The sequence below is a fragment of the Flavobacterium lotistagni genome (genome assembly GCF_011392125.1).
Taxonomy (GTDB): domain Bacteria; phylum Bacteroidota; class Bacteroidia; order Flavobacteriales; family Flavobacteriaceae; genus Flavobacterium; species Flavobacterium lotistagni.
Genome location: NZ_JAAJBU010000002.1, coordinates 428,755 through 449,973, shown reverse-complemented (window position 1 = coordinate 449,973; position 21,219 = coordinate 428,755). Strand labels below are relative to the sequence as shown.

The window sequence follows — 21,219 nt, the reverse complement described above, 5'->3', positions numbered from 1 at the left end:
TGAACCTAATTTTATTACTTTTGGAAATCAAATTTCAACGATGCGGTTTATTGCATTTCTTATTACAATTTTACCAGTGTTGGTGCTCGGTCAAACTGCTTTTGAAAAAGGCGAGCGATGCTATCGTTTGAATCAATTCAGCGAGGCCAAAGCGCAATTGGAGCTTTCATTAAAGCAAAATCCCAACGATTTAAAAACTTTAGAATATTTGGGCGATATCCAATGTCACTACAAAAAGTGGGAAACCGCCGTACCTTATTATCAGAAGCTCACCCAACTCAAACCTGCTCAGGCTGAGTATTTTTATAAGTTTGGTGGCGCACTCGGCATGCAAGCCAAAGAGTCTAATAAATTCAAAGCTTTGTCGCTTATTGGTGAGGTTAAAGCTGCCTTCGAAAAAACCATTTCGCTCGATGCCAAGCACCTCGGTGCCCGTTGGGCTTTACTTGAAATTTATATCCAATTGCCCGGAATTGTCGGTGGTAGCGAAAAAAAAGCGGTGAGTTATGCCAATGAATTGTTACGGCTATCTCCAGTTGATGGTTATCTTGCCAAAGGCCATATCGAGGAATATTTTAAGCGATATACGATGGCTGAGAAGTACTATAAAAAGGCCATTGAAATTGGCGATTCGCTTACAACATATCAGAAACTCGCCGACCTTTACCGAAAGAAAATGAATCAACCCGAAAAAGCCCGTTTGCTAATGTCGGTGTATAACGAAAAAAATAAATCATAGATGCGTACCCATTTTATTGCCATTGGCGGTAGCGCCATGCACAATCTTGCCTTGGCTTTGCACCAAAAAGGTTATCAAGTCACAGGAAGTGATGATGCGATTTTCGAACCTTCTAAAACCCGTCTTGAAAAGAAAGGTTTATTGCCCACGCAAATGGGTTGGTTTACTGAGAAAATCACTGAAGATATTCAAGCAATCATCCTCGGAATGCACGCCAAAGCAGACAATCCTGAATTGCTTCGCGCTCAAGAACTAGGGCTTAAGATTTATTCCTATCCGGAGTTTCTTTACGAACAATCGAAGAATAAAACCCGCGTAGTAATTGGAGGGTCACACGGAAAGACCACGATTACTTCAATGATTTTGCACGTCATGCATTTTCACAACATCGAGGTCGATTATATGGTGGGCGCACAACTCGAAGGGTTTGATACAATGGTGCACCTGACCGAAACCAACGATTTTATAGTGCTTGAAGGCGACGAATATTTGTCATCACCAACAGACCGCCGTCCAAAGTTTCATTTGTATCAACCGAATATTGCACTGGTTTCAGGAATTGCTTGGGATCATATTAACGTATTTCCGACGTATGAGAACTATGTTGCGCAGTTTGAAACGTTTATCAACTTGATTACCAACGGAGGAATTTTGGTATACAATCAAGACGATGCGGAAGTGAATCGTATTTCTTTGGCAGCATCTAATCCGATCCGAAAATTGCCTTATACCACGCCTGAATACAAAGTTGAGAACGGAATTACGTTGCTTGAAACACCCGAAGGCTTGATGCCAATTGAGGTTTTCGGTGCGCACAACTTAAATAACCTAGCAGGCGCCAAATGGATTTGCCAGTGTATGGGCGTAGACGAAGCGGATTTTTACCAAGCGATTGCTTCATTCAAAGGCGCCTCAAAACGATTAGAAAAAATCGCCGAAGGAAAAACTGCGGTGGCTTACAAAGATTTTGCCCATTCGCCCAGCAAAGTAGCGGCAACCACCAAAGCAGTCAAAGAGCAGTATCCAGATAGAAAGCTAATCGCTTGTTTGGAATTGCATACTTATAGTAGTTTGAACGCAGCGTTTCTCAAAGAATACCAAGGCGCGCTTGATGCCGCTGACGTGGCTATAGTATTTTATTCGCCCGATGCCGTGAAAATCAAACAACTTGAAGAGGTCACTTATGAACAAATTGCCCAATCATTTCAAAGGAATGACTTGATTATTTATACCAATCCGAAAGATTTCAAAGATTATCTGTTCCATTTGAATCTCGAAAATTCAGCACTTTTATTAATGAGTTCGGGCAACTACGGCGGATTGAATTTCGACGAGGTGAAAGATTTGGTAGGTTGATGGTTGTAGGTTGTAGAAATAAAAATAGCTTGTAAGTTACGATAAAGTTCTTATTTTTACGATAGTTAACTTTAAACGGTTAGCTGAAAACTGTCAACTTATACGCCATACCATCATGTCTGAAAACACTTTCTTCCCTATCCGTAGTTGGTCTGAAGACGACCAGCCTCGAGAAAAACTACTCCAAAAAGGTAAAACTTCACTTTCTGATGCCGAACTCATAGCCATTTTAATTGGCTCGGGTAGCCGCAACGAAACTGCCGTAAGTTTGAGCCGACGTATTTTGGCCAGCGTAGATTACAACCTGAATGCACTAGGGAAATTATCGGTGAACCAACTCAACCATTTCAAAGGAATTGGCAATGTAAAAGCCATCACCATCCAAGCGGCTCTAGAACTCGGCCGGCGCAGGAAAGCCCAAACCGTAGCAGAACCTCAGAAAATTACATCAAGCCAAAGTGTGTTCGATTTGATGCAACCGCTCATAGGCGAATTGCCTTATGAAGAGTTCTGGATTATTTATCTCAACAATGCCAATAAAATCATTAACCGTTCACAACTTAGTAAAGGTGGCATTACCGGAACCGTTGTCGATGTTAGGCTGGTTTTTAAAACTGCTTTAGAAGTAGGTGCGGTGTCGATTATTCTGGCGCACAACCATCCTTCGGGCACTTTGCAACCTAGCGAACCCGACAAGCAAATCACGCGAAAACTCAAATCAGGTGGCGAAATGCTCGATATCAAAGTGCTCGACCATGTCATTGTGACCGAAAAAGAATATTTCAGCTTTGCCGACGCCGGATTTTTGTAAACCCACTTCAGTAGAACCAAAAACTTTACGACTTTTGTCAACAAAACTTTTAGATTGAAAGATCAGATCCGCCATATTTTCTTCGACCTCGATCACACGCTTTGGGATTTCGACACCAATTCTGCCTTGGCCTTTGACGAGATTTTCCAAAAGGATTTTCCTTCGGTGCCTACTGATTTTTTTTTAGAAAAGTATATTCCCATCAATCAGGCGTGTTGGGCTTTGTTCCAAGTCGATAAAATGACCCATGAACAGTTGCGTTATCAGCGGCTCAAACAATCTTTCGATGCCATTGGGTTTGAGATTTCCGATCAGCAAATTGATCAGATTGCCGTGGATTACATACGCTTGCTGCCCGAGTTCAATCATCTTTTTGACGATGCGATTGACACATTAAATTACCTCAAAGAGCGTTACGTTTTGCACATCATCACTAACGGTTTTGCTCAGGTGCAGTTTCGGAAAATTTCGAATTCAAATTTGTCGCAGTACTTTCAAACCGTGACCAATTCTGAAATGGCAGGCGCGAAAAAGCCCCATCCGCTGATTTTTCAACATGCGCTGAATTTGGCCCAAGCCCAAAAAGAAGAAAGCGTCATGATTGGCGATTCGATGCAAGCAGATATTATCGGTGCGCTCGATTTTGGTATGCAGGCGATTTTTTTCAATCCGAGCCAGCTCACTGTTGCCGAAGATGTGGTTCAAATCTGTAATTTAGCGGAACTCAAAACGATTTTTTAAATGAAAAAGATACTTGTTCTGGTTTGCTGTTGTTTTAGTCTGACTTTGTTGGCCCAACGTTCGGTGAATGAATTTCAATATGTAATTGTGCCTTCAAAATTTGGTTTTACCAACGATGTAGATCAATACCGGCTCAATACACTCACTAAGTTGCTGTTAGAAAAATACGGCTTCAAAACTTACTTCGATACGGATTCCATTCCAAATCAAATCGCGCAGGCTAATTGTGAAAATTTGTATGCTAATGTAGAGAAATCGGGCAATTTTGTATGGACTAAATTACAAGTCTTATTAAAAGACTGTCAGGGTAAGACGCTATACCAATCAGCCATCGGAACCAGCAAAGAAAAAGAATACCGCGTGGCTTATACCCAAAGTTTGCGTCAGGCTTTTGAATCGTTCGAGTCACTACATTATCAGTACCAACCTAAAAATAATGTAATAAAAACCGAAATCACTCAGACCAAGGTCATTCAAAGTGAAAACCTTCCAACTGCGGTTCCAGAGACACTCTATGCTCAAGTCATTTCCAACGGTTATCAATTGGTAGACGCATCACCGAAAGTAGTGATGAAAATTTACAAGACTTCAGACCCTTCCACTTTTACGGCCGTCAAAGGAACGGTTCAAGGCGTGTTGATTTCTAAAAATAGTCAATGGTTTTTTGAGCATTACGAAAACGACCAACTGGTTTCTGAAAAACTGAATATCAAATTTTAATTTACCATTTGGAATTTATCCGAACCACTCGCGATTCCCTATTTACTGCAGTATGATTTCCTGAATTTTAGTGACCGTTTTATTTTCGTACTTCACGATGGTCAGTTGATTGATTTTACCTGTGATCGAAAATTCCCGGCAATTCCATTGGTCCACCATTTCTTTACAAACAGACGCGTCTTTAGAGTTGCCGATGCCAATGTGCGGGATGTAATCGATGTCCAGCCTCAAGTGGTTTTTCAGTTTTCCGCGGTATAGCAGGTCATGTAGTTTTATAATCTTGCTGTAGCCTTCATCGGGAACCAAAAAAGTATGGTAATAATCACTGAACGCATCTTTATTGATAGTCGCGCAACGCAGCGTGAAATCTATTTTTTTGAATGAAGCCGACAATTGCTTTATTTCATCGATGAAGACTTTCTCAGGTAAATTCGTCAACGGAAAAACCAAGGTGAAATGCGGCTGGACCACTTCATAAAAAAGGGCATCGTGGTCTTTGCGGTAATTTTGGATCCGGTTCCAATCCTCGTTTGACAATTCCGGATACGCCAATACTAAATAAGCCATTTTCTCTCTTTTGGTTCAATAACCATATTTTTCTTTCCAGCGATTTTTTAGAAACTCACGCGTACTGTTTTCACGGCTATTATTTCCAGGTTCATAAAAAGCAGTTCCCGAAATCGCTTCGGGCAAAAATTCCTGCTCGGCAAAATTGTTCGCGAAATCGTGCGAATATTTATACTCATCGCCATAGCCGAGTTCTTTCATGAGTTTGGTCGGCGCGTTTCGAAGCGGCATCGGAACCGGCAAATCACCGGTCTGCTTCACGGTTTGTTGGGCATTATTGATCGCCATATACGAAGCATTGCTTTTAGGTGAAGTCGCTAAATAAACCGCACATTGGCTCAAAATAATCCGGCTTTCCGGGTAACCGATAGTAGTCACGGCTTGGAAAGTATTGTTGGCTAAAATCAGTGCGGTTGGGTTGGCATTTCCAATGTCTTCACTGGCTAAAATCAGCATTCTTCGGGCAATGAATTTCACGTCTTCGCCGCCTTCAATCATCCGTGCTAACCAATATACTGCGGCATTCGGGTCGCTTCCTCGAATCGATTTGATAAAAGCCGAAACAATATCGTAATGCTGTTCGCCGGTTTTGTCATACAACACCGTGTTTTGTTGAACAATTTGCAACACCCGCTCGTTGGTAACGGTGATTTTATCTTCGCTTGAAGCATTGATAACCAACTCGAAAATATTGAGCAATTTTCTTCCGTCGCCGCCAGACAATCTGAGTAAAGCCTCAGTTTCTTTAAGGTTGATTTTTTTAGTTTGCAACACAACATCGGCTTTCATGGCACGTTGCAGCAAAGCTTCCAAATCGGCTTTAGTAAACGGATTTAAAATATACACCTGACAACGCGACAGTAAGGCCGGAATCACTTCAAAACTCGGATTTTCAGTAGTAGCGCCAATGAGTGTGACCCAGCCTTTTTCAACCGCAGCGAGTAAAGAATCTTGTTGCGATTTACTAAACCGGTGGATCTCATCAATAAACAAAATCGGGTTCTTCGACGTAAACAAACCACCACTTTGCTTGGCTTTGTCAATTACTTCGCGAATGTCTTTTACCCCCGAATTGATTGCGCTGAGCACATAAAACGGTCGCTTCGACTGCTCGGCGATAATTTGCGCCAAAGTGGTTTTTCCGGTTCCGGGCGGCCCCCAAAAAATAAGCGACGGAACAATACCTTTCTCAATCTGCAAAGTCAGCGAACCGCCAGGGCCCACCAAATGCGATTGGCTGATGTAATCTTCAAGTCGTTGCGGGCGAATGCGCTCGGCAAGTGGTGCTTCCATAGTTAGAATTCGAGAGCGGTAAATTTAGCGATTATTCACAAAGCTAGCCGTTAAAATTTGGATGATTTTCAGAAGCTGTTCCGGCTGTCCACTCTATCTTTTTTGCCGTGAAGCCATAGCGGGAAACTAAAATACGAGGGGCAAAAAAGGATGCCGTTCCCATCCGGGCTAGGGCAACAGGGTGACTATCGCGAACTGACAAAATTGCGCAACTTTTTCTTTGGACACATTTTTGACAAGCGCGCCTGCAAACCAGTCAAACTTCATGGAAGAACAACATTTTAAATTCTCTGCCTCAGTGGTGCTCTTGCCGTTTCTATCGGTGCTATCTTTGTGGGTTGTGTTCTGGCTGGGCGTGAGGTTTCACCTTGACCTCGAAGATTACGGGATTTACCCTAGGGATTTAGAAGGCTTGCGCGGGGTGTTGTTCAGCCCTTTCATCCATGGCAATATCGAACACCTTTACAACAACTCTATTCCACTTTTTGTGCTGATTGCCGCTTTGCGCTTTTTTTATCGCAAACAAACTTTTGCGGTATTGGGTTACGGGCTTTTGCTCACCGGATTGATTACTTGGGTTATCGGTCGCGAATCTTATCACATCGGCGCCAGCGGCTTGGTCTATTTGCTGGTGAGTTTTATTTTCTTCAAAGGCATTCGCACCAAATATTATCGCTTGGTAGCTTTGTCTCTTACTATTATTATGGTTTATGGTGGTTTGGTTTGGTATGTTTTTCCGAACATCCAAGACGGTATTTCCTGGGAAGGCCATCTAGCCGGTTTAATCACCGGTTTCGCGTTTGCCGTTTCGTTCAAAACCCCCGAATACAAAAAGCCCATCCGTTACGATTGGGAACGTCCAGATTATGATCCGTCGCAGGACAAGTTCATGCAACGCTTTGACGAAAACGGAAACTTTGTGAACCTGCCGCCACCCGAGCCCGAGCCACTTATTACTTTCAGTACAAGTACTCCGGAATACGATGTGGTTTACGACGCAGCCGAGAACAAATACATTATTCGGCGTAAGGAAAACAATTAACCTCTTTGACGAACGGCTTCGTAAAGAAAAGCGCCACAAGCTACCGAAACATTCAACGAACCAATACTCCCGAACATGGGCAGTTTGGCTTTTTCATCGACGATTTTCAATACCGAAGGATTGATGCCGCGGTCTTCACTTCCCATGATAATGGCTACGGGTTCGTTCAATGAAATGTCATAAATGTTTTGGTCTGTTTTTTCGGTTGCTGCCACCGTTTTGATGCCAGAACCTTGCAGATAGAAAATTGCATCTTTAATATGTTCGACTTTACAAATCGGTACATTGAAAACTGCTCCGGCTGAAGTTTTTACTGTATCGCCGTTGACCGGAGCCGAGCCTGCTTTCTGAACAATGATGCCGCTAACACCTGTGCATTCGGCAGTTCTGATGATTGCTCCAAAGTTGCGCGCATCTGAAATTTGGTCGAGTATTAACAGCAAAGGAGTTTGGCTTGCATTTTTTGCCGCTTCCACCATTTGTTCCAAATCCATGAAACCAATAGGCGAAATACTGGCTACTGCGCCCTGATGATTATTGGGTGTGAGTCGGTTTAGTTTTTCCACCGGTACATAAGAGAAATTGATATTGCCGCGTTTGAGCACCTTCATCAAATCTTTCATGAGCTCGCCCGAGGCTTCCTTCTGAATAAAAACCTTATCGACTTCTTTCCCAGACTGAATGGCCTCAATAATGGCGCGAATCCCAAATATCAAATGTTCTTTTTCCATGGCGCAAAGATATAAAAAAACCACCCCGGAATGAGGTGGTTTTAAAAGAGCTTCTTGTATGTTAATTTTTGGTCAATGTAAAAGTGTTGTCTTCGTATGGACCAAAATTTAAAACTAGGTTAATATCACCAGTGCATGTGCCTACAGTTCCAGCTCCGGTTACTGGCAGTACTGCAAACCCTGGATAATCAAAGTCTTCGTTGGAAGTTACTGTAGCAGTTCCGTCTTCCGGATTGATCGTGACCAGCATGTAACTCGTTGCAGCATTAGCAATGTATGGATTGTTCGCGCTTAAGATTCTGAATGTATATGGTCCGTCTGAGGCTACATATTGAACAGGAACAGTATCTCCAGCAGCATAGTCAGCCCAAGCATCGGCAACTACTGTATAACTGCCGTCAAAAATAGAGGCATCGGCTAGTGGGCAGAAAAACTGAGCCGAATACTGGAAAGGTGAAGACAAATAAGATCCTCCGGTTACCGTTGCACTAGCATTGGTAGCCGAGAACGACCTGCCATCTCGGGTCACCGCTTCAAATCTTAAATTGAATTTATCAGAAGCAGTGTATTCGCCGGCACTCATGCCCAATGCAGTTAATACCTCAGTGAGGCTTACATTGAAATCTCCTCTAGGATATCCATTTGGGCCTGAGTCTAATATTGACGGAGAATAGCTTTTTACTAGAGCTTCTTCAGAAGTACCGTTACTATCAGAAAATGATGCGTAAAGTTTGATTTCCGATAGCCCTGAACCATTTCCGGCGCCTTGTACCTCAAGGGTCGCCGACCACTCAGCAGCAGGATTTGTAAAATCAAAAGTACCGCTATTAATAGTTATTGTTCTTAAAATTACACCACTTGTGGTATCTGCATTTACTTGATTGGCTAGGCTGCTATCATCATCAGATTCGCAGGCACCCATCAATACCAAACCAGCTATAAGAAGGCAATGGCTGAATTTCTTGATATATGTTTTCATTTTTATATTTTTTTAGTTAGCAATTGGGCCTGAGGCATTGTTGTCCCAAAACACAGGTTGGCTTTGATTTGCTTTTTGGGAAATGTTGGCATTATTGTTTACCGCATTGGCCGGATAGTAGAAAGAACGGATGAAATTGCCTGGAGAGGGCGCTCTGTTAGGCTGTAAAGTAGTTGGATAACCGGTTCTTCTGTAGAAATTATAAGATTCTATACCGTTACCAAACACGGCCCTGAATTGTTGTACACCCAATACATTCCATTTTCCTGTAAGATCGGCGGCATCCCAACTGGCAGCCACTGCATCGGTAAAGTCAGTAATGTCGGAACCGCTGGGAGCAAAACCCGGATCGTATTCTGGATCATTAGGTCCAAAAGACATTACTTTGGCGATAGATTTCTGAATCCCCTCTAACATTTCGCTCCGCGCTAAGCCAGAGTTGTTATTAGCCAAGGCCATTTCAGCTTTCATGAAATTTACCCAAGATGCTAACAAAATTGGAGTGATACCATTTCCTTTAGCTCCTCTGGTTGGATTGGCATCGGTATATACCTTTACGAAGTTGTCACCGTCAAATTTTCCACCGGCTGGATAAACGCCGAAAGTAGTTTTTAGAAAGCCGTCTGGAGGAAGCCCGTCGCTATCGCCATGATCTCTTCCCCAGTAACCATTAGGCAAACTGCAAAACGTGAATCCACCGGCTGTATAATGTGCAGGTGCAGATTGTAATGAACATTTTAAATCTTCTTCATCCGCAGGAATTTCTTGGCCTGGTACTGCAGGAACTTGTCTGTAGAAATAGTAACGAATTCTAGGATCATTCTCACTATCCATAGTGCCCATCAGCCAGTTAGACATGTAATCAGCAGCACCTGTTGGGGTATAATTTAGACCATATCTTGGATGGCGGTTATCCGGATTAGAAGTACTGGTTCCGCCCCAACGATAAACCAAGTCGTCAGCAGAATCAGTAATGTAATTCCCACTTGCCACTATATCATTGAATTTAGTGGTGGCAGTATTATCAACTAATCGTGTTTGAAGATATAGTTTCATTTTTAGGGTATTGGCAGCCTTAATCCATTTGTCGTAGTCGTTATTGTAGAAAACCTCTACATTTGGATCTGCAGTAGCATCGTTCGAGAAATTCACGATTGCCTGATCTAGTAAAGAAATAGCGGCAGCGTATATGGAAGCACCAGAATCAGTTTTTGGATTGGCATTATTGAGCCCTTGTCCCATTTCACTGTAAGGAATGTCTCCGTAGAAATCGACCATTGCTGTAATGGTATAAGCCTCTATAAATTGGGCAATACCAATGTGTCTGGTTTTTCCGGCAGCTTCTGCCAATGGGGTCATTAGTCTGATATTATTCATGATACCCGCATAAGCATTAATCCATTCGTCGTCAGAATCTGTGGCCTGATATACTGCATTGTAATTCCGTGAATTGGTATTTGACATAGAATACATACGAGTTAATTCTGCACCAAATAATGATAACCCGTCACCGTTTGTAGATCCACCAGAAGACCAATTGTCGTTGGAGTCGTAGTCAGCATCGCCATCAATTTGTCTGACGAAATCTTCCTCTATGGCATTGAATAGATATTCTACATCTGCCTGATCAGGAGAAAGGTTGAAAGGATCTTTAGACTTATCTAACTCTAAAGATTCACAAGAAACGCCTACTATTAAACTTGTAAATAATATAAGTATAATATAGAGATTGAATTTTTTCATTTTTAAATCGTATTAGAAGGTTAGAAGCTTATTTTTAGAGAGAAGCCGTATCTTTTAGAACTTGGACCGTTGAGGAAGTCAAAGCCAATACCATTTCCGACTCCTGTTCCGGAAGTATTGGGATCAAAGTTGGCACCTTTGGGAGTGTTGATGGCTCTGTAATACAAATTGGTTCCAGAAACCTTGAATGACACCGCGCTAAAAGCTGTTTTTTCCAACAATTTAGCTGGGAAATTGTATCCTAGCGATACTTCCTGTAAACGGATAGTTGTAGCGTCATATACCTGCAATTCGCTTGGTCCGAAAGCAAAGTTGGTAAAATAGTAATCCGAATTATTAATCTGAACGTTGTTGGTTTGACCAGCCTCGTTTACACCGGGCAAGATAAAAGTTCTTTCACGATCTACAGTCTCTTCAATCAATCCACGGCCTAGTAAAGTTGAAATCGTGTTGGAATATACATCGCCGCCTTTTGTGTAGTTAACTAGAAAACTAAAATCGAAATTCTTGTAAGAGAAGGTATTGTTGACGTTCATTACCCAATCTGGGTTGGCATCACCAATAATTCCGTCGTTGGGGTCTTGGATGTAATTTCCGTCAGCACCTACAACTAGATTTCCGTTGGCGTCGCGAAGTACTCGGCTTCCAAAGATAGAGGTCAAAGGTGCGCCTACTTCAGCAACGTTTCCTAAGTTAGAAAAACCACTGTAAACAATTCTATCGGTATCTTGACCCAAATCGGTGACTTCGGTATCACTTTGGGTAAAATTCACATTGGCTTCCCATTTGAAACCATTGTCAAGAGCAGGTTTAATGATTGTAGCGCTCAAATCTAGTTCAATTCCGTGTCCTTTAATTTCTCCAATATTGGTCAGGGTCTGAGTATAAAAAGTTGAAGCGTCTAGCGGACGGTTGATAATCAAATCTTTTGTAACTCTTTGGTAGAGTGATAAATCAATTCCGAAACGATTTTTATAGAATTTGGTTTCAATTCCAAACTCATACTCGGTAAGTAATTCAGGCTTTAGGTCCGGATTTCCCAAGGTAGCCCCCACCGAATTGGTCACGACATTTTGTGTTCCTGATTGACTGTCGCGAACATTCAACAGTAATGTGTTGGTGGCTGGATAACTGCCAAAATCGCCGAAGTTAGCCGAGGTTCCTATACCGAATCTAAATTTTAAAAAGTTTAAGCCTTTCTCTGAAGATAAACTCTCAAAGGCTGTGGTCGGTAAAAACGATAGGCTCGCACTAGGATACATCTTGGAGTTATTTTTTGAGGCAAAATTTGAAACCCAATCTTTTCTGGCTGACAGATTCAAAAATAGATAACTGTTATAATCTAAGTCTACTTGAGAATATACTCCAACTATATTACGATCAGCAAAGTTTTCGATAGGCAAGGAGTTAGCAAAATTATAATGTCTTAGTACTCCAAATATCTGTTGCCCATCACTGGCTACCCCATTCTGTTCAAAGGTTTCGTTTCTGGTAGTTGCTCCAAGGTTAAAATTGAGATTAAGTTTTTCGGTCAACGCGTATTTTCCGTTGAGCATCAAGTTATGATCCCAAATAGTATTGGTATTATTCCATGTTTCATAGAAACCGCTGGCTGTTCTGGCATTACCGCTGTTGGTGTTGACCCCGCCTTTATTTTGGTAGTTCAAGTTGGCTTCGTTGTAGTTGTCTAAACCGACACGATAAAGTAAATTAAAATGAGAATTGATTTCATATGAAATTGAAGCATTTCCAAAGAAACGATTTGTATTTTGTTCAGTACCTGAATTATTCAAAGTCCAAAGTGGATGTTGGATGCTATTGTCTTGTCTGTAGTATACACTTCCGCCAGTTAAAGGATTTTGGTATGGCAATCCTTGGATGTCAATGCTTCGCGGAGTAAACCACAAATCTCCAAAAATTGATGACCCTGTTCCGGTTGCTCCATTTCCTTGACTTAGAGCCACAGGAGGTGATACAAAATCCGTTTTGGCATAATTTAACGTACCATTCACAGTGATTTTTTTAGACACTTTGGCGCTACCACCTACTGATAAATTGTTACGAACGACTTTATTACCAGGTGTGAATCCTTGGTCTTCGGTATGTCCGTAGTTCAAGCTGTATAGTAAGTCTCCATCATCAGATTGCCCTTTGAAGTTGATAGAATTGGTAGAAACGATTCCTGTTTTAAAGAAGTCTTTTACAGAATTGTAGGGCTTCCATTGATAGCGTACTCCTTGATATTCTGGGAAAACACCTGAAAAACTTGCAGTAGAGTATGGGTGAGGAAGGGTGCCGTTAGCATCAAAAGCGCTACTGTTTCCCCAGCCTGCTGTGCCTCCTTTTTCGAATTTTGGACCCCAGTTACTGAAGAACCAACCAAAAGCTTGATCGAATCCATTTCCATAAACATTTTGATAATCAGGCAGTGAGGCGATGTCATTAAAAAACAAAGAAGATGTAAGCGTTATATTTCCTTTTTTGCTTCCTTTTTTATTCGACCCGGCTTTAGTGGTAATCAAAATAACACCGTTTCTTCCTGCCGATCCATATAAGGTTGAAGCAGCTAAACCTTTCAACACGTTGACACTTTCAATGTTGTTAGGGTCAAGGTCTAAAAACCTACTAGATCCGTTGTTTCCGTTTACAAAATCGTTTCGCTCTCCTTGACGACCGACTGAATTGGTATCGGAACTAAATGGCACACCATCTACTATAAATAAAGCTTGGTTAGTTGAGCTGAAACTTTTATATCCTCTAATGATAACATTTGTTCCTGAACCCGACAGACCGTTTTGAGAGATGATATTGACCCCAGAAGCTTTGCCGCTTAGAATACGTGCTACATCGCTGTCTGGTCTTTCTTCTATTTGGGAAGCTTTAATTTCACTCACCGCATAACCTAATTTCTTTTTCTCTTTTTTAATTCCTTGAGAAGTAACTACTACCCCTTCCAATTGCACCGAGTTGTCCGTCATCTTTACGGCCATGTTGGCAGCAGCGGTCAGTTCTTGCGTTTTCATTCCAAGGAATGTAAATACCAGCTTGTCACCTTGCTTTGCGGAGATTTTAAATTTTCCGTCGAAGTCAGTTTGGGTACCACCTGTTGTTCCTTTTACAATGACATTGACGCCAGGAATCGGGAGTCCGGATGGATCGGTCACGGTTCCGCTTGCCGTAATGTCTTGCGCATGGGTGAGTTGCGCCATTAACACCAATAGAAGTGTTAAAATTCCATTAAGCTTTAGTTTCATTTGTAAGTATTTTAGATTAGTTTATAAAATTCTAAAATATTTGTTAAGAAAACAAGTTTTTTGTTGAAATTTATCTTAAAAGCATGTGTTAAATTCTGTTATGTTAGCATTTATTTAGGTATTTAGAATTATTTCTACACAAACAATGCGCTTTTAATTACAGTATAGTCTTAATAAAATGAAGGGTTGTCTTAGATTTGGGTTTTTCATTTGTGTGACAACTATCGGTTCAAAGTGGAAACTTCTTATTAGAACAATGATTTACTTTCATTAGGTTGCGAATTGAAAGCTTGTATTTCGAATACAGAAATCTCAGGAAGAGTTTCTGTGTCTTCTGTGTTTCTAGAAAGTGGTTTTAAAACTGACATGCACTATCGAATTAGCTCCTTTAATTTCTTGTTCTTTGGTGCTTCCGTTGGCATAGACAATATTAAAAAGGCCATTTTTGGTAGCAAGGCCAAAACCAAGCCCTAGTCCGATTAAACTGCCTGAAGAATTGGTAGTTTTATCTGTGTAATAACCATAATCCATAATGGTATGTACGTAGAGGTTCTGTGCGACAAGATAGCGGTATTCGGTCAGTAAAGAAGAAAATGTATTTCCTTGTAAACTGTTTTCATTGAAACCTCTAATAGAGTTAATGCCGCCAAATCTGTAGAGTTCATTAACGATATAAGCATCACTGTTAAGGTAATAATTTTGGCTACGCACGCTGATGTTGTTCTTGCTGTTCAAGAAGAAAATCTGCTTCAGGTTGACGTTTAGGAACAACTGGTCATTCTTTTCGAACTTAGATTTTCTGGAACCTACGCCTAGCTTAATATCGATTTTGGTTTTTTCGGCAAACAGATACTCTTCGGGTTTAAAATCGATGAATTCTAACTGAGTGGTCACAAAAGAGTTGTTGTAATCACTGATGCTTATAGTATTCTGGTTTTGAATATCGCTCGACTCCGCAGATTGGTAGCCCAAGTACAAACGAGTATTGTAATTAAAGAAATAGCCTAAATCAATTGCGGTCTGGGTGTTTTGAAAAGTGCTGTCTTGTTTGAAAATGTTGAGTTGCGCCTTAAGACCAAAAGGCGATTTGAAAATATACGGCAACTGAATTTTAGCATTGAAAGTTTTTTGGTCGTTGCCATCGCTTTTCCAATACAAAGAAAAGGTCTCGCCGGTATTCATTAGATTGTTAAGTGTCAGATCGAGATATCCGTTGATGGTCACTTTCTTTTTCTCTTCGTCGTTAGAAAATCCTATAAAGCCATCAAAATTGTTTGACTTGACTTTTTCTAGATACACATATATCTTGGTCGAATCGGTCTTGAAAAGGATTTCCGGGTATTTGGTTTGCTTCACGAAACGAAATTTTTCGATATCCGAATAGATGTTTTTAAGATTGTCTTGGTTGAAAACTTTCTTTTTGTAAAGACGTTTTAGGTTTTGTTTGTGGCTGTCAGGAAATTTATCATAGCCGTTGATAACTATATCATCGAGATGGCGAACAATCTCAGTTTGGGTTGAAAGTTCGGCAATGAGTCGCTGGTCTTTTTTGCGGATATTGACCAATTGCAGTTTCGATAAGGCGAATCCTTTTTTTTCGAGTTGGTTTAGGGTTTTTTGGAGGAAATTTTCAATCTGATTGTATGGCAAAGTCAGCGTGTCTTTTTGAGAATCGAAAAGCGATAGTCTTCGAAGCGGGGAATCTTTACCTATATATACAAGAATACTGGAAACTTTTTTTCCAACCCGGAAGTAGTATTCAGATGTAGAATCATTTAAGGTTTTGCTGTGAGTCAATTCAGATTCGATGTAGCCGCATTGGATGAGTTTTTCTGAGAAATTCAAAGCTTCTTTTCGAAGGGATTTTAATTCGGGATGCTGCTTGACATATCCAATCGAATCGATGGTTTTCTGCTCTGAATGGGTTTCGCTTAAAATGGCTAGGTATTGCGTTTGGGCGCCGACCTGCCATCCGAAGAGCGTCAATAAAAGGAAAAATAGGGGTTTCAATCTCAAGCTTTCTTTGGATAAAAGTAACGTAAAAAAACACAGTTTACTATAAAATTAAAATTGTTGAATAACTGCTTTGAAAATTAATTAATTATGATTTGTTTCATTAAAAAATATTACTACATTTGCAACCCCGTAAAAAGCGGGAAATTTATAACGTAATTTATTTTTAGTATTAATTATGCCAACAATTCAACAATTAGTAAGAACTGGAAGAACCCAGATAACTAAGAAGAGTAAATCGGTTGCTTTGGATTCATGTCCTCAAAGACGTGGCGTTTGTACGCGTGTTTACACCACTACACCTAAAAAGCCAAACTCTGCGATGCGTAAAGTAGCGCGTGTACGTTTGACAAACGGGAATGAGGTGAATGCATACATTCCAGGAGAAGGACACAACCTTCAAGAGCACTCGATAGTATTAGTTAGGGGCGGAAGGGTGAAAGATTTGCCAGGAGTTAGGTATCACATCGTTCGTGGTGCGCTTGATACATCGGGTGTAGCAGGAAGAACGCAAAGAAGATCTAAGTACGGAGCAAAACGCCCTAAAGAAGCGAAAAAGTAATTAAAAACTTTTAAGAAAAAGACATGAGAAAAAGACAGGCCAAAAAAAGACCTCTTTTACCAGATCCAAGGTTTAATGACCAATTGGTAACCCGTTTTGTGAACAACTTAATGTGGGATGGTAAAAAATCAACCGCTTTCAAAGTGTTTTACGATGCTATTGACATCGTAGAATCTAAAAAGCAAGATGCTGAAAAATCAGCATTAGAAATCTGGAAAGATGCCTTGACCAACGTAATGCCGCACGTAGAAGTACGTAGCCGTCGTGTGGGTGGAGCTACTTTCCAAATCCCGATGCAAATCAGACCAGACCGTAAAATTTCTATGGCAATGAAATGGTTAATCCTATACGCCAGAAGAAGAAACGAGAAATCTATGGCTCAAAAACTAGCTTCTGAAGTTTTAGCTGCTGCTAAAGAAGAAGGTGCTGCAGTGAAAAAGAGAATGGATACTCACAAAATGGCTGAAGCAAACAAAGCATTCTCTCACTTTAGATTTTAATCATAAGAAATGGCAAGAGATTTAAAATTCACGAGAAATATCGGAATCGCGGCTCACATTGATGCTGGAAAAACCACCACCACTGAGCGTATTCTTTTTTATACCGGAAAATCACACAAAATCGGTGAGGTGCACGATGGTGCTGCAACGATGGACTGGATGGCACAAGAGCAAGAGCGTGGTATTACCATTACCTCTGCAGCAACAACCTGTGAGTGGAATTTCCCAACTGAACAAGGTAAATTATTACCAGATTCACAATCATATCACTTCAACATTATCGACACTCCCGGACACGTTGACTTTACCGTAGAGGTAAATCGTTCTTTGCGTGTATTGGATGGATTGGTATTCTTGTTTTCTGCTGTAGACGGTGTAGAGCCGCAGTCAGAAACCAACTGGCGTTTGGCAGACCAATACCGTGTGCCACGTATGGGATTTGTTAACAAGATGGACCGTCAAGGTTCTAACTTCTTGGGCGTATGTCAGCAGGTAAAAGATATGTTGAAATCGAACGCTGTGGCCATTACATTGCCAATCGGTGACGAGGCAGATTTCAAAGGAGTAGTTGACTTGGTGAAAAATCAGGCTATCGTATGGCATGATGAAACTCAAGGTGCTACTTTCGATATCGTGCCGATTCCGGCTGATATGGTAGATGAGGTGAAGCACTATCGTTCTATCTTGATCGAAGAAATAGCTACATACGATGAAACGCTTCTTGACAAATACATGGAAGATGAGAACTCAATCACAGAGGACGAAATCAACACGGCGCTTAGAGCAGCTACTATCGATATGGCTATCATCCCAATGATTGCTGGTTCGTCATTTAAAAACAAAGGGGTTCAGTTCATGTTGGACGCTGTTTGTAAATATTTGCCTTCTCCGCTTGACAAAGAAGGTATCGAAGGAATCCACCCTGATGATGCCGATCTTTTGGAAGAAGACCAAACCAAAATCTTGCGTCGTCCAGACGTGAAAGAGCCTTTCGCTGCTTTGGCATTTAAGATCGCTACTGACCCTTACGTAGGTCGTTTGGCTTTCTTCCGTGCTTACTCAGGTCGTTTGGATGCTGGTTCTTACATCTTGAACACGCGTTCAGGAAACAAAGAGCGTATCTCTCGTATCTACCAAATGCACGCGAACAAACAGAACCCAATCGAGTACATCGAGGCAGGTGACATTGGTGCGGCTGTAGGATTTAAAGACATCAAGACTGGTGATACCATGTGTGATGAGAAAAATCCAATCATCCTTGAATCAATGAAATTCCCTGATCCGGTAATCGGTATAGCGATCGAGCCTAAAACCAAGGCTGACGTAGATAAAATGGGTATGGCTTTGGCAAAATTGGCTGAAGAAGATCCAACTTTTACTGTTCGTACAGACGAAGCTTCAGGACAAACGATTATCTCGGGAATGGGTGAGCTTCACTTAGATATTCTTGTAGATCGTATGAAGCGTGAGTTCAAAGTGGAAGTCAACCAAGGTGAGCCACAAGTTGAGTACAAAGAAGCGTTTACCAAATCGGCACAACACAGAGAAGTTTACAAAAAACAATCTGGAGGTCGTGGTAAGTTCGGGGATATCGTATTCCGTTTGGAGCCTGCTGACGAAGTGGACGGAAAAACACCAATCGGATTGCAGTTTGTCAATGAAGTAAAAGGAGGTAACGTTCCTAAAGAATTCATCCCTGCTGTAGAGAAAGGTTTCCGTGAAGCAATGAAAACTGGTCCTTTGGCAGGTTACCAAGTAGATAGTTTGAAAGTAACTTTGTTGGACGGTTCTTATCACCCTGTGGATTCTGATGCTCTTTCTTTTGAATTGGCAGCCAGAATGGGTTACAAAGAAGTAGCAAAAGCTGCTGGTGCTGTGATCCTTGAGCCAATCATGAAAATCGAAGTGATTACCCCTGAAGAAAACATGGGAGATATCGTCGGAGATTTGAACAGAAGAAGAGGCCAAGTGAATGATATGGGTGACAGAGCGGGTGCGAAAACCATCAAAGCACATGTGCCACTATCGGAAATGTTCGGTTACGTAACTACTTTGAGAACTTTGTCTTCAGGTAGAGCTACATCAACAATGGAGTTTTCTCACTACGAGCAAACGCCTTCTAACATTTCAGACGAGGTAATCAAAAAAGCAAAAGGTAACGCTTAATTCTTAACAAGATGAGTCAAAAAATCAGAATAAAATTGAAGTCTTACGATCACATGCTTGTAGACAAATCGTCTGAGAAGATCGTAAAAACGGTAAAAAGTACCGGAGCTGTGGTAACTGGGCCTATTCCATTGCCAACGCACAAAAAATTGTTCACCGTATTGCGTTCTCCGCACGTTAACAAAAAAGCGAGAGAGCAATTCGAAGTAATGTCATACAAGCGATTGATCGACATTTACTCTTCGTCTTCAAAAACCATTGACGCTCTTATGAAATTAGAGTTGCCAAGCGGTGTTGAAGTAGAAATCAAAGTATAAGTAAATTCCAAAAGGATAAAAAAGTGCCGGGATTTCGGTTCCGGTACTTCTTATTTTGTCTAGCGGAACCAAAAGAGTTTAAAATCAATTAACAGTCATTGTTAATTATTCATTATTCATTATTAATTATTTTTTTATGTCTGGGTTAATCGGAAGAAAAATCGGCATGACCAGCATCTTTGACGAGAACGGGAAAAACATTCCTTGTACCGTAATTGAAGCAGGACCATGCGTTGTTACCCAAGTCAGAACCAAAGAGGTCGACGGGTATGAAGCGTTGCAACTTGGTTTCGATGACAAAAACGAGAAACATTCCTCAGCTGCGGCTATTGGCCACTTTAAAAAAGCAGGAACTGTTGCTAAGAAAAAAGTCGTTGAATTCCAGTTTGACAATGAGTACAAATTAGGAGAAGTGTTAACAGTAGATGTTTTCGCTGAAGGAGAATTTGTAGATGTACAAGGTGTTTCAAAAGGAAAAGGTTTCCAAGGTGTTGTAAAGCGCCACGGATTTGGCGGTGTTGGTCAATCGACACACGGTCAGCACAACCGTTTGAGAGCACCAGGTTCTGTAGGAGCATCCTCTTATCCATCACGTGTATTCAAAGGAATGCGCATGGCTGGAAGAATGGGTGGAGATAATGTAAAAGTTCAAAACCTTAGAGTTTTAAAAGTGGTTGCCGACAAGAATTTGCTTGTTGTCAAAGGATGTGTTCCTGGTCACAAAAACTCTTATGTAATCATTCAGAAGTAATGGAAGTAAAAGTTTTAGATAAAACCGGAAAAGAAACTGGCAGAAAAGTACAACTTTCTGATTCAGTATTCGCAATCGAGCCAAACAACCATGCTGTTTACTTAGATGTAAAACAATATTTGGCCAATCAAAGACAAGGTACTCACAAAGCTAAAGAAAGAGCTGAAGTTATCGGAAGTACTCGTAAGATCAAGAAACAAAAAGGGACTGGTACTGCTCGTGCAGGATCTAAAAAGAGCCCATTGTTCAAGGGTGGAGGTACTGTTTTCGGACCACGTCCAAGAAGCTATTCATTCAAATTGAATAAAAACTTGAAGCGTTTGGCTAGAAAATCAGCTTTCTCAATTAAAGCGAAAGAATCTAATTTGGTAGTCGTAGAAGACTTCGATTTTGACACGCCAAGCACTAAGAATTTCATCAACGTTTTGAAAGCTTTAGGGTTAGAGAATAAAAAATCTTTATTCGTGTTGGGCGATACAAATAAAAATGTATATTTGTCCTCACGCAATTTAAAGGCTTCTAGCGTTGTAACTAACTCAGAATTAAGTACTTACGCTATTTTAAATGCAAATAATTTGGTTCTTTTAGAGTCGTCTCTGGAAGGAATTGAAGAAAACCTAAGTAAATAAATAGGAGATGAGTATCATAATTAAACCTATCGTCACTGAGAAAGTTACCAAACAAGGTGAGGTTTTGAACCAGTTCGGTTTCGTGGTAGACAGAAAAGCTAACAAAGTACAGATTAAGAAAGCTGTTGAAGCTGCTTATGGCGTTACTATTGTTGCTGTGAACACCATGAATGTTAGACCGGACCGTTCGGTAAAATACACCAAAAGCGGACTAATCAGCGGAAAGACCAACGCTTACAAAAAAGCGATTGTTCAAGTACAAGAAGGAGAAACAATAGACTTTTATAACAATATCTAAACAGTAA

General features: G+C 41.0%; 20 protein-coding genes. 13 read left to right on the top strand and 7 right to left on the bottom strand.

The genetic code is table 11. The features are described 5' to 3' along the window. Positions 1 to 40: 40 nt before the first annotated feature. The 5 genes from G4D82_RS04805 to G4D82_RS04785 all read left to right on the top strand — a co-directional run bounded on the left by G4D82_RS04805 (position 41) and on the right by G4D82_RS04785 (position 4,367). The gene (locus G4D82_RS04805) at positions 41 to 739 is read left to right on the top strand and encodes a tetratricopeptide repeat protein (RefSeq protein ID WP_166335075.1); all 699 of its coding nucleotides are present in this window, start codon (positions 41 to 43) and stop codon (positions 737 to 739) included. Continuing rightward, positions 740 to 2,095 (top strand): UDP-N-acetylmuramate--L-alanine ligase, encoded by a 1,356-nt coding sequence (locus G4D82_RS04800; protein WP_166335073.1) that lies wholly within the window; start codon positions 740 to 742, stop codon positions 2,093 to 2,095. Positions 2,096 to 2,210: 115 nt separating this feature from the next. Beyond that, the gene (radC, locus tag G4D82_RS04795) at positions 2,211 to 2,906 is read left to right on the top strand and encodes a RadC family protein (protein WP_166335071.1); all 696 of its coding nucleotides are present in this window, start codon (positions 2,211 to 2,213) and stop codon (positions 2,904 to 2,906) included. Positions 2,907 to 2,960: 54 nt separating this feature from the next. Beyond that, a complete protein-coding gene (locus tag G4D82_RS04790; RefSeq protein WP_166335069.1) occupies positions 2,961 to 3,647 on the top strand; it encodes a YjjG family noncanonical pyrimidine nucleotidase in 687 nt (228 codons plus the stop codon). Then, positions 3,648 to 4,367 carry a hypothetical protein gene (locus G4D82_RS04785; RefSeq protein WP_166335066.1) on the top strand — a complete coding sequence of 240 codons (720 nt, stop codon included), beginning with the start codon at positions 3,648 to 3,650 and terminating at the stop codon, positions 4,365 to 4,367. It begins immediately after the preceding gene. A gap of 42 nt (positions 4,368 to 4,409) precedes the next feature. On the opposite strand, the gene G4D82_RS04780 is transcribed toward G4D82_RS04785, so the two are convergent. Together G4D82_RS04780 and G4D82_RS04775 are read right to left on the bottom strand one after the other, a co-directional pair. Beyond that, positions 4,410 to 4,934, bottom strand: a complete 525-nt coding sequence (locus G4D82_RS04780; RefSeq protein ID WP_166335064.1) for a 2'-5' RNA ligase family protein — start codon at positions 4,932 to 4,934, stop codon at positions 4,410 to 4,412. Between the two features lie 15 nt (positions 4,935 to 4,949). Beyond that, the gene (locus tag G4D82_RS04775) at positions 4,950 to 6,227 is read right to left on the bottom strand and encodes a replication-associated recombination protein A (RefSeq protein WP_166335062.1); all 1,278 of its coding nucleotides are present in this window, start codon (positions 6,225 to 6,227) and stop codon (positions 4,950 to 4,952) included. 265 nt (positions 6,228 to 6,492) lie between these two features. Here G4D82_RS04775 and G4D82_RS04770 point away from each other — a divergent pair, with 265 nt between their 5' ends. After that, positions 6,493 to 7,269 (top strand): rhomboid family intramembrane serine protease, encoded by a 777-nt coding sequence (locus tag G4D82_RS04770; protein ID WP_166335060.1) that lies wholly within the window; start codon positions 6,493 to 6,495, stop codon positions 7,267 to 7,269. Here the strand turns inward: G4D82_RS04770 and rlmB are convergent. From rlmB to G4D82_RS04745, 5 genes are all read right to left on the bottom strand, one after another. Continuing rightward, entirely contained in the window at positions 7,266 to 8,000 is a 735-nt protein-coding gene (gene rlmB, locus G4D82_RS04765) for a 23S rRNA (guanosine(2251)-2'-O)-methyltransferase RlmB (protein ID WP_166335058.1), read from the bottom strand. The two genes, G4D82_RS04770 and rlmB, sit on opposite strands and share 4 nt — an antisense overlap. A gap of 61 nt (positions 8,001 to 8,061) precedes the next feature. Beyond that, positions 8,062 to 8,979, bottom strand: coding sequence for a hypothetical protein (locus tag G4D82_RS04760; protein ID WP_166335056.1), 918 nt, complete (start codon positions 8,977 to 8,979; stop codon positions 8,062 to 8,064). A 12-nt stretch (positions 8,980 to 8,991) separates the two neighbouring features. Beyond that, entirely contained in the window at positions 8,992 to 10,722 is a 1,731-nt protein-coding gene (locus G4D82_RS04755) for a SusD/RagB family nutrient-binding outer membrane lipoprotein (protein WP_166335053.1), read from the bottom strand. 20 nt (positions 10,723 to 10,742) lie between these two features. After that, complete coding sequence (locus G4D82_RS04750) at positions 10,743 to 13,976, bottom strand: SusC/RagA family TonB-linked outer membrane protein (RefSeq protein WP_166335051.1); 3,234 nt, start codon at positions 13,974 to 13,976, stop codon at positions 10,743 to 10,745. Positions 13,977 to 14,318: 342 nt separating this feature from the next. After that, positions 14,319 to 15,986, bottom strand: coding sequence for a BamA/TamA family outer membrane protein (locus G4D82_RS04745; protein WP_166335049.1), 1,668 nt, complete (start codon positions 15,984 to 15,986; stop codon positions 14,319 to 14,321). 181 nt (positions 15,987 to 16,167) lie between these two features. Here G4D82_RS04745 and rpsL point away from each other — a divergent pair, with 181 nt between their 5' ends. The 7 genes from rpsL to rplW all read left to right on the top strand — a co-directional run bounded on the left by rpsL (position 16,168) and on the right by rplW (position 21,212). Then, positions 16,168 to 16,551 (top strand): 30S ribosomal protein S12, encoded by a 384-nt coding sequence (gene rpsL, locus G4D82_RS04740; RefSeq protein WP_007136570.1) that lies wholly within the window; start codon positions 16,168 to 16,170, stop codon positions 16,549 to 16,551. A 23-nt stretch (positions 16,552 to 16,574) separates the two neighbouring features. Continuing rightward, on the top strand, positions 16,575 to 17,051 hold the full coding sequence (gene rpsG, locus G4D82_RS04735) for a 30S ribosomal protein S7 (RefSeq protein WP_166335047.1): 477 nt from the start codon (positions 16,575 to 16,577) through the stop codon (positions 17,049 to 17,051). A gap of 9 nt (positions 17,052 to 17,060) precedes the next feature. Next, positions 17,061 to 19,217: an elongation factor G gene (fusA, locus tag G4D82_RS04730; protein WP_166335045.1), complete on the top strand. Its 2,157-nt coding sequence runs from the start codon at positions 17,061 to 17,063 to the stop codon at positions 19,215 to 19,217. 11 nt (positions 19,218 to 19,228) lie between these two features. Beyond that, complete coding sequence (gene rpsJ / locus G4D82_RS04725) at positions 19,229 to 19,534, top strand: 30S ribosomal protein S10 (protein WP_091141407.1); 306 nt, start codon at positions 19,229 to 19,231, stop codon at positions 19,532 to 19,534. 136 nt (positions 19,535 to 19,670) lie between these two features. Then, on the top strand, positions 19,671 to 20,285 hold the full coding sequence (rplC, locus tag G4D82_RS04720) for a 50S ribosomal protein L3 (RefSeq protein WP_166335043.1): 615 nt from the start codon (positions 19,671 to 19,673) through the stop codon (positions 20,283 to 20,285). Next, positions 20,285 to 20,914 (top strand): 50S ribosomal protein L4, encoded by a 630-nt coding sequence (gene rplD, locus G4D82_RS04715; protein WP_166335041.1) that lies wholly within the window; start codon positions 20,285 to 20,287, stop codon positions 20,912 to 20,914. The genes rplC and rplD overlap by 1 nt, the downstream gene beginning before the upstream one ends. Before the next feature lie 7 nt (positions 20,915 to 20,921). After that, complete coding sequence (rplW, locus tag G4D82_RS04710) at positions 20,922 to 21,212, top strand: 50S ribosomal protein L23 (RefSeq protein WP_166335038.1); 291 nt, start codon at positions 20,922 to 20,924, stop codon at positions 21,210 to 21,212. The last annotated feature ends 7 nt before the right edge of the window (positions 21,213 to 21,219 follow it).

Bases quoted from the DNA above. Each gene is read 5' to 3' on its own strand.
- G4D82_RS04805 (WP_166335075.1), top strand. From the start codon at position 41: ATGCGGTTTATTGCATTTCTTATTACAATTTTACCAGTGTTGGTGCTC.
- G4D82_RS04800 (WP_166335073.1), top strand. From the start codon at position 740: ATGCGTACCCATTTTATTGCCATTGGCGGTAGCGCCATGCACAATCTT.
- radC (WP_166335071.1), top strand. From the start codon at position 2,211: ATGTCTGAAAACACTTTCTTCCCTATCCGTAGTTGGTCTGAAGACGAC.
- G4D82_RS04785 (WP_166335066.1), top strand. From the start codon at position 3,648: ATGAAAAAGATACTTGTTCTGGTTTGCTGTTGTTTTAGTCTGACTTTG.
- G4D82_RS04780 (WP_166335064.1), bottom strand. From the start codon at position 4,934: ATGGCTTATTTAGTATTGGCGTATCCGGAATTGTCAAACGAGGATTGG.
- G4D82_RS04775 (WP_166335062.1), bottom strand. From the start codon at position 6,227: ATGGAAGCACCACTTGCCGAGCGCATTCGCCCGCAACGACTTGAAGAT.
- G4D82_RS04770 (WP_166335060.1), top strand. From the start codon at position 6,493: ATGGAAGAACAACATTTTAAATTCTCTGCCTCAGTGGTGCTCTTGCCG.
- rlmB (WP_166335058.1), bottom strand. From the start codon at position 8,000: ATGGAAAAAGAACATTTGATATTTGGGATTCGCGCCATTATTGAGGCC.
- G4D82_RS04760 (WP_166335056.1), bottom strand. From the start codon at position 8,979: ATGAAAACATATATCAAGAAATTCAGCCATTGCCTTCTTATAGCTGGT.
- G4D82_RS04755 (WP_166335053.1), bottom strand. From the start codon at position 10,722: ATGAAAAAATTCAATCTCTATATTATACTTATATTATTTACAAGTTTA.
- G4D82_RS04750 (WP_166335051.1), bottom strand. From the start codon at position 13,976: ATGAAACTAAAGCTTAATGGAATTTTAACACTTCTATTGGTGTTAATG.
- rpsL (WP_007136570.1), top strand. From the start codon at position 16,168: ATGCCAACAATTCAACAATTAGTAAGAACTGGAAGAACCCAGATAACT.
- rpsG (WP_166335047.1), top strand. From the start codon at position 16,575: ATGAGAAAAAGACAGGCCAAAAAAAGACCTCTTTTACCAGATCCAAGG.
- fusA (WP_166335045.1), top strand. From the start codon at position 17,061: ATGGCAAGAGATTTAAAATTCACGAGAAATATCGGAATCGCGGCTCAC.
- rpsJ (WP_091141407.1), top strand. From the start codon at position 19,229: ATGAGTCAAAAAATCAGAATAAAATTGAAGTCTTACGATCACATGCTT.
- rplC (WP_166335043.1), top strand. From the start codon at position 19,671: ATGTCTGGGTTAATCGGAAGAAAAATCGGCATGACCAGCATCTTTGAC.
- rplD (WP_166335041.1), top strand. From the start codon at position 20,285: ATGGAAGTAAAAGTTTTAGATAAAACCGGAAAAGAAACTGGCAGAAAA.
- rplW (WP_166335038.1), top strand. From the start codon at position 20,922: ATGAGTATCATAATTAAACCTATCGTCACTGAGAAAGTTACCAAACAA.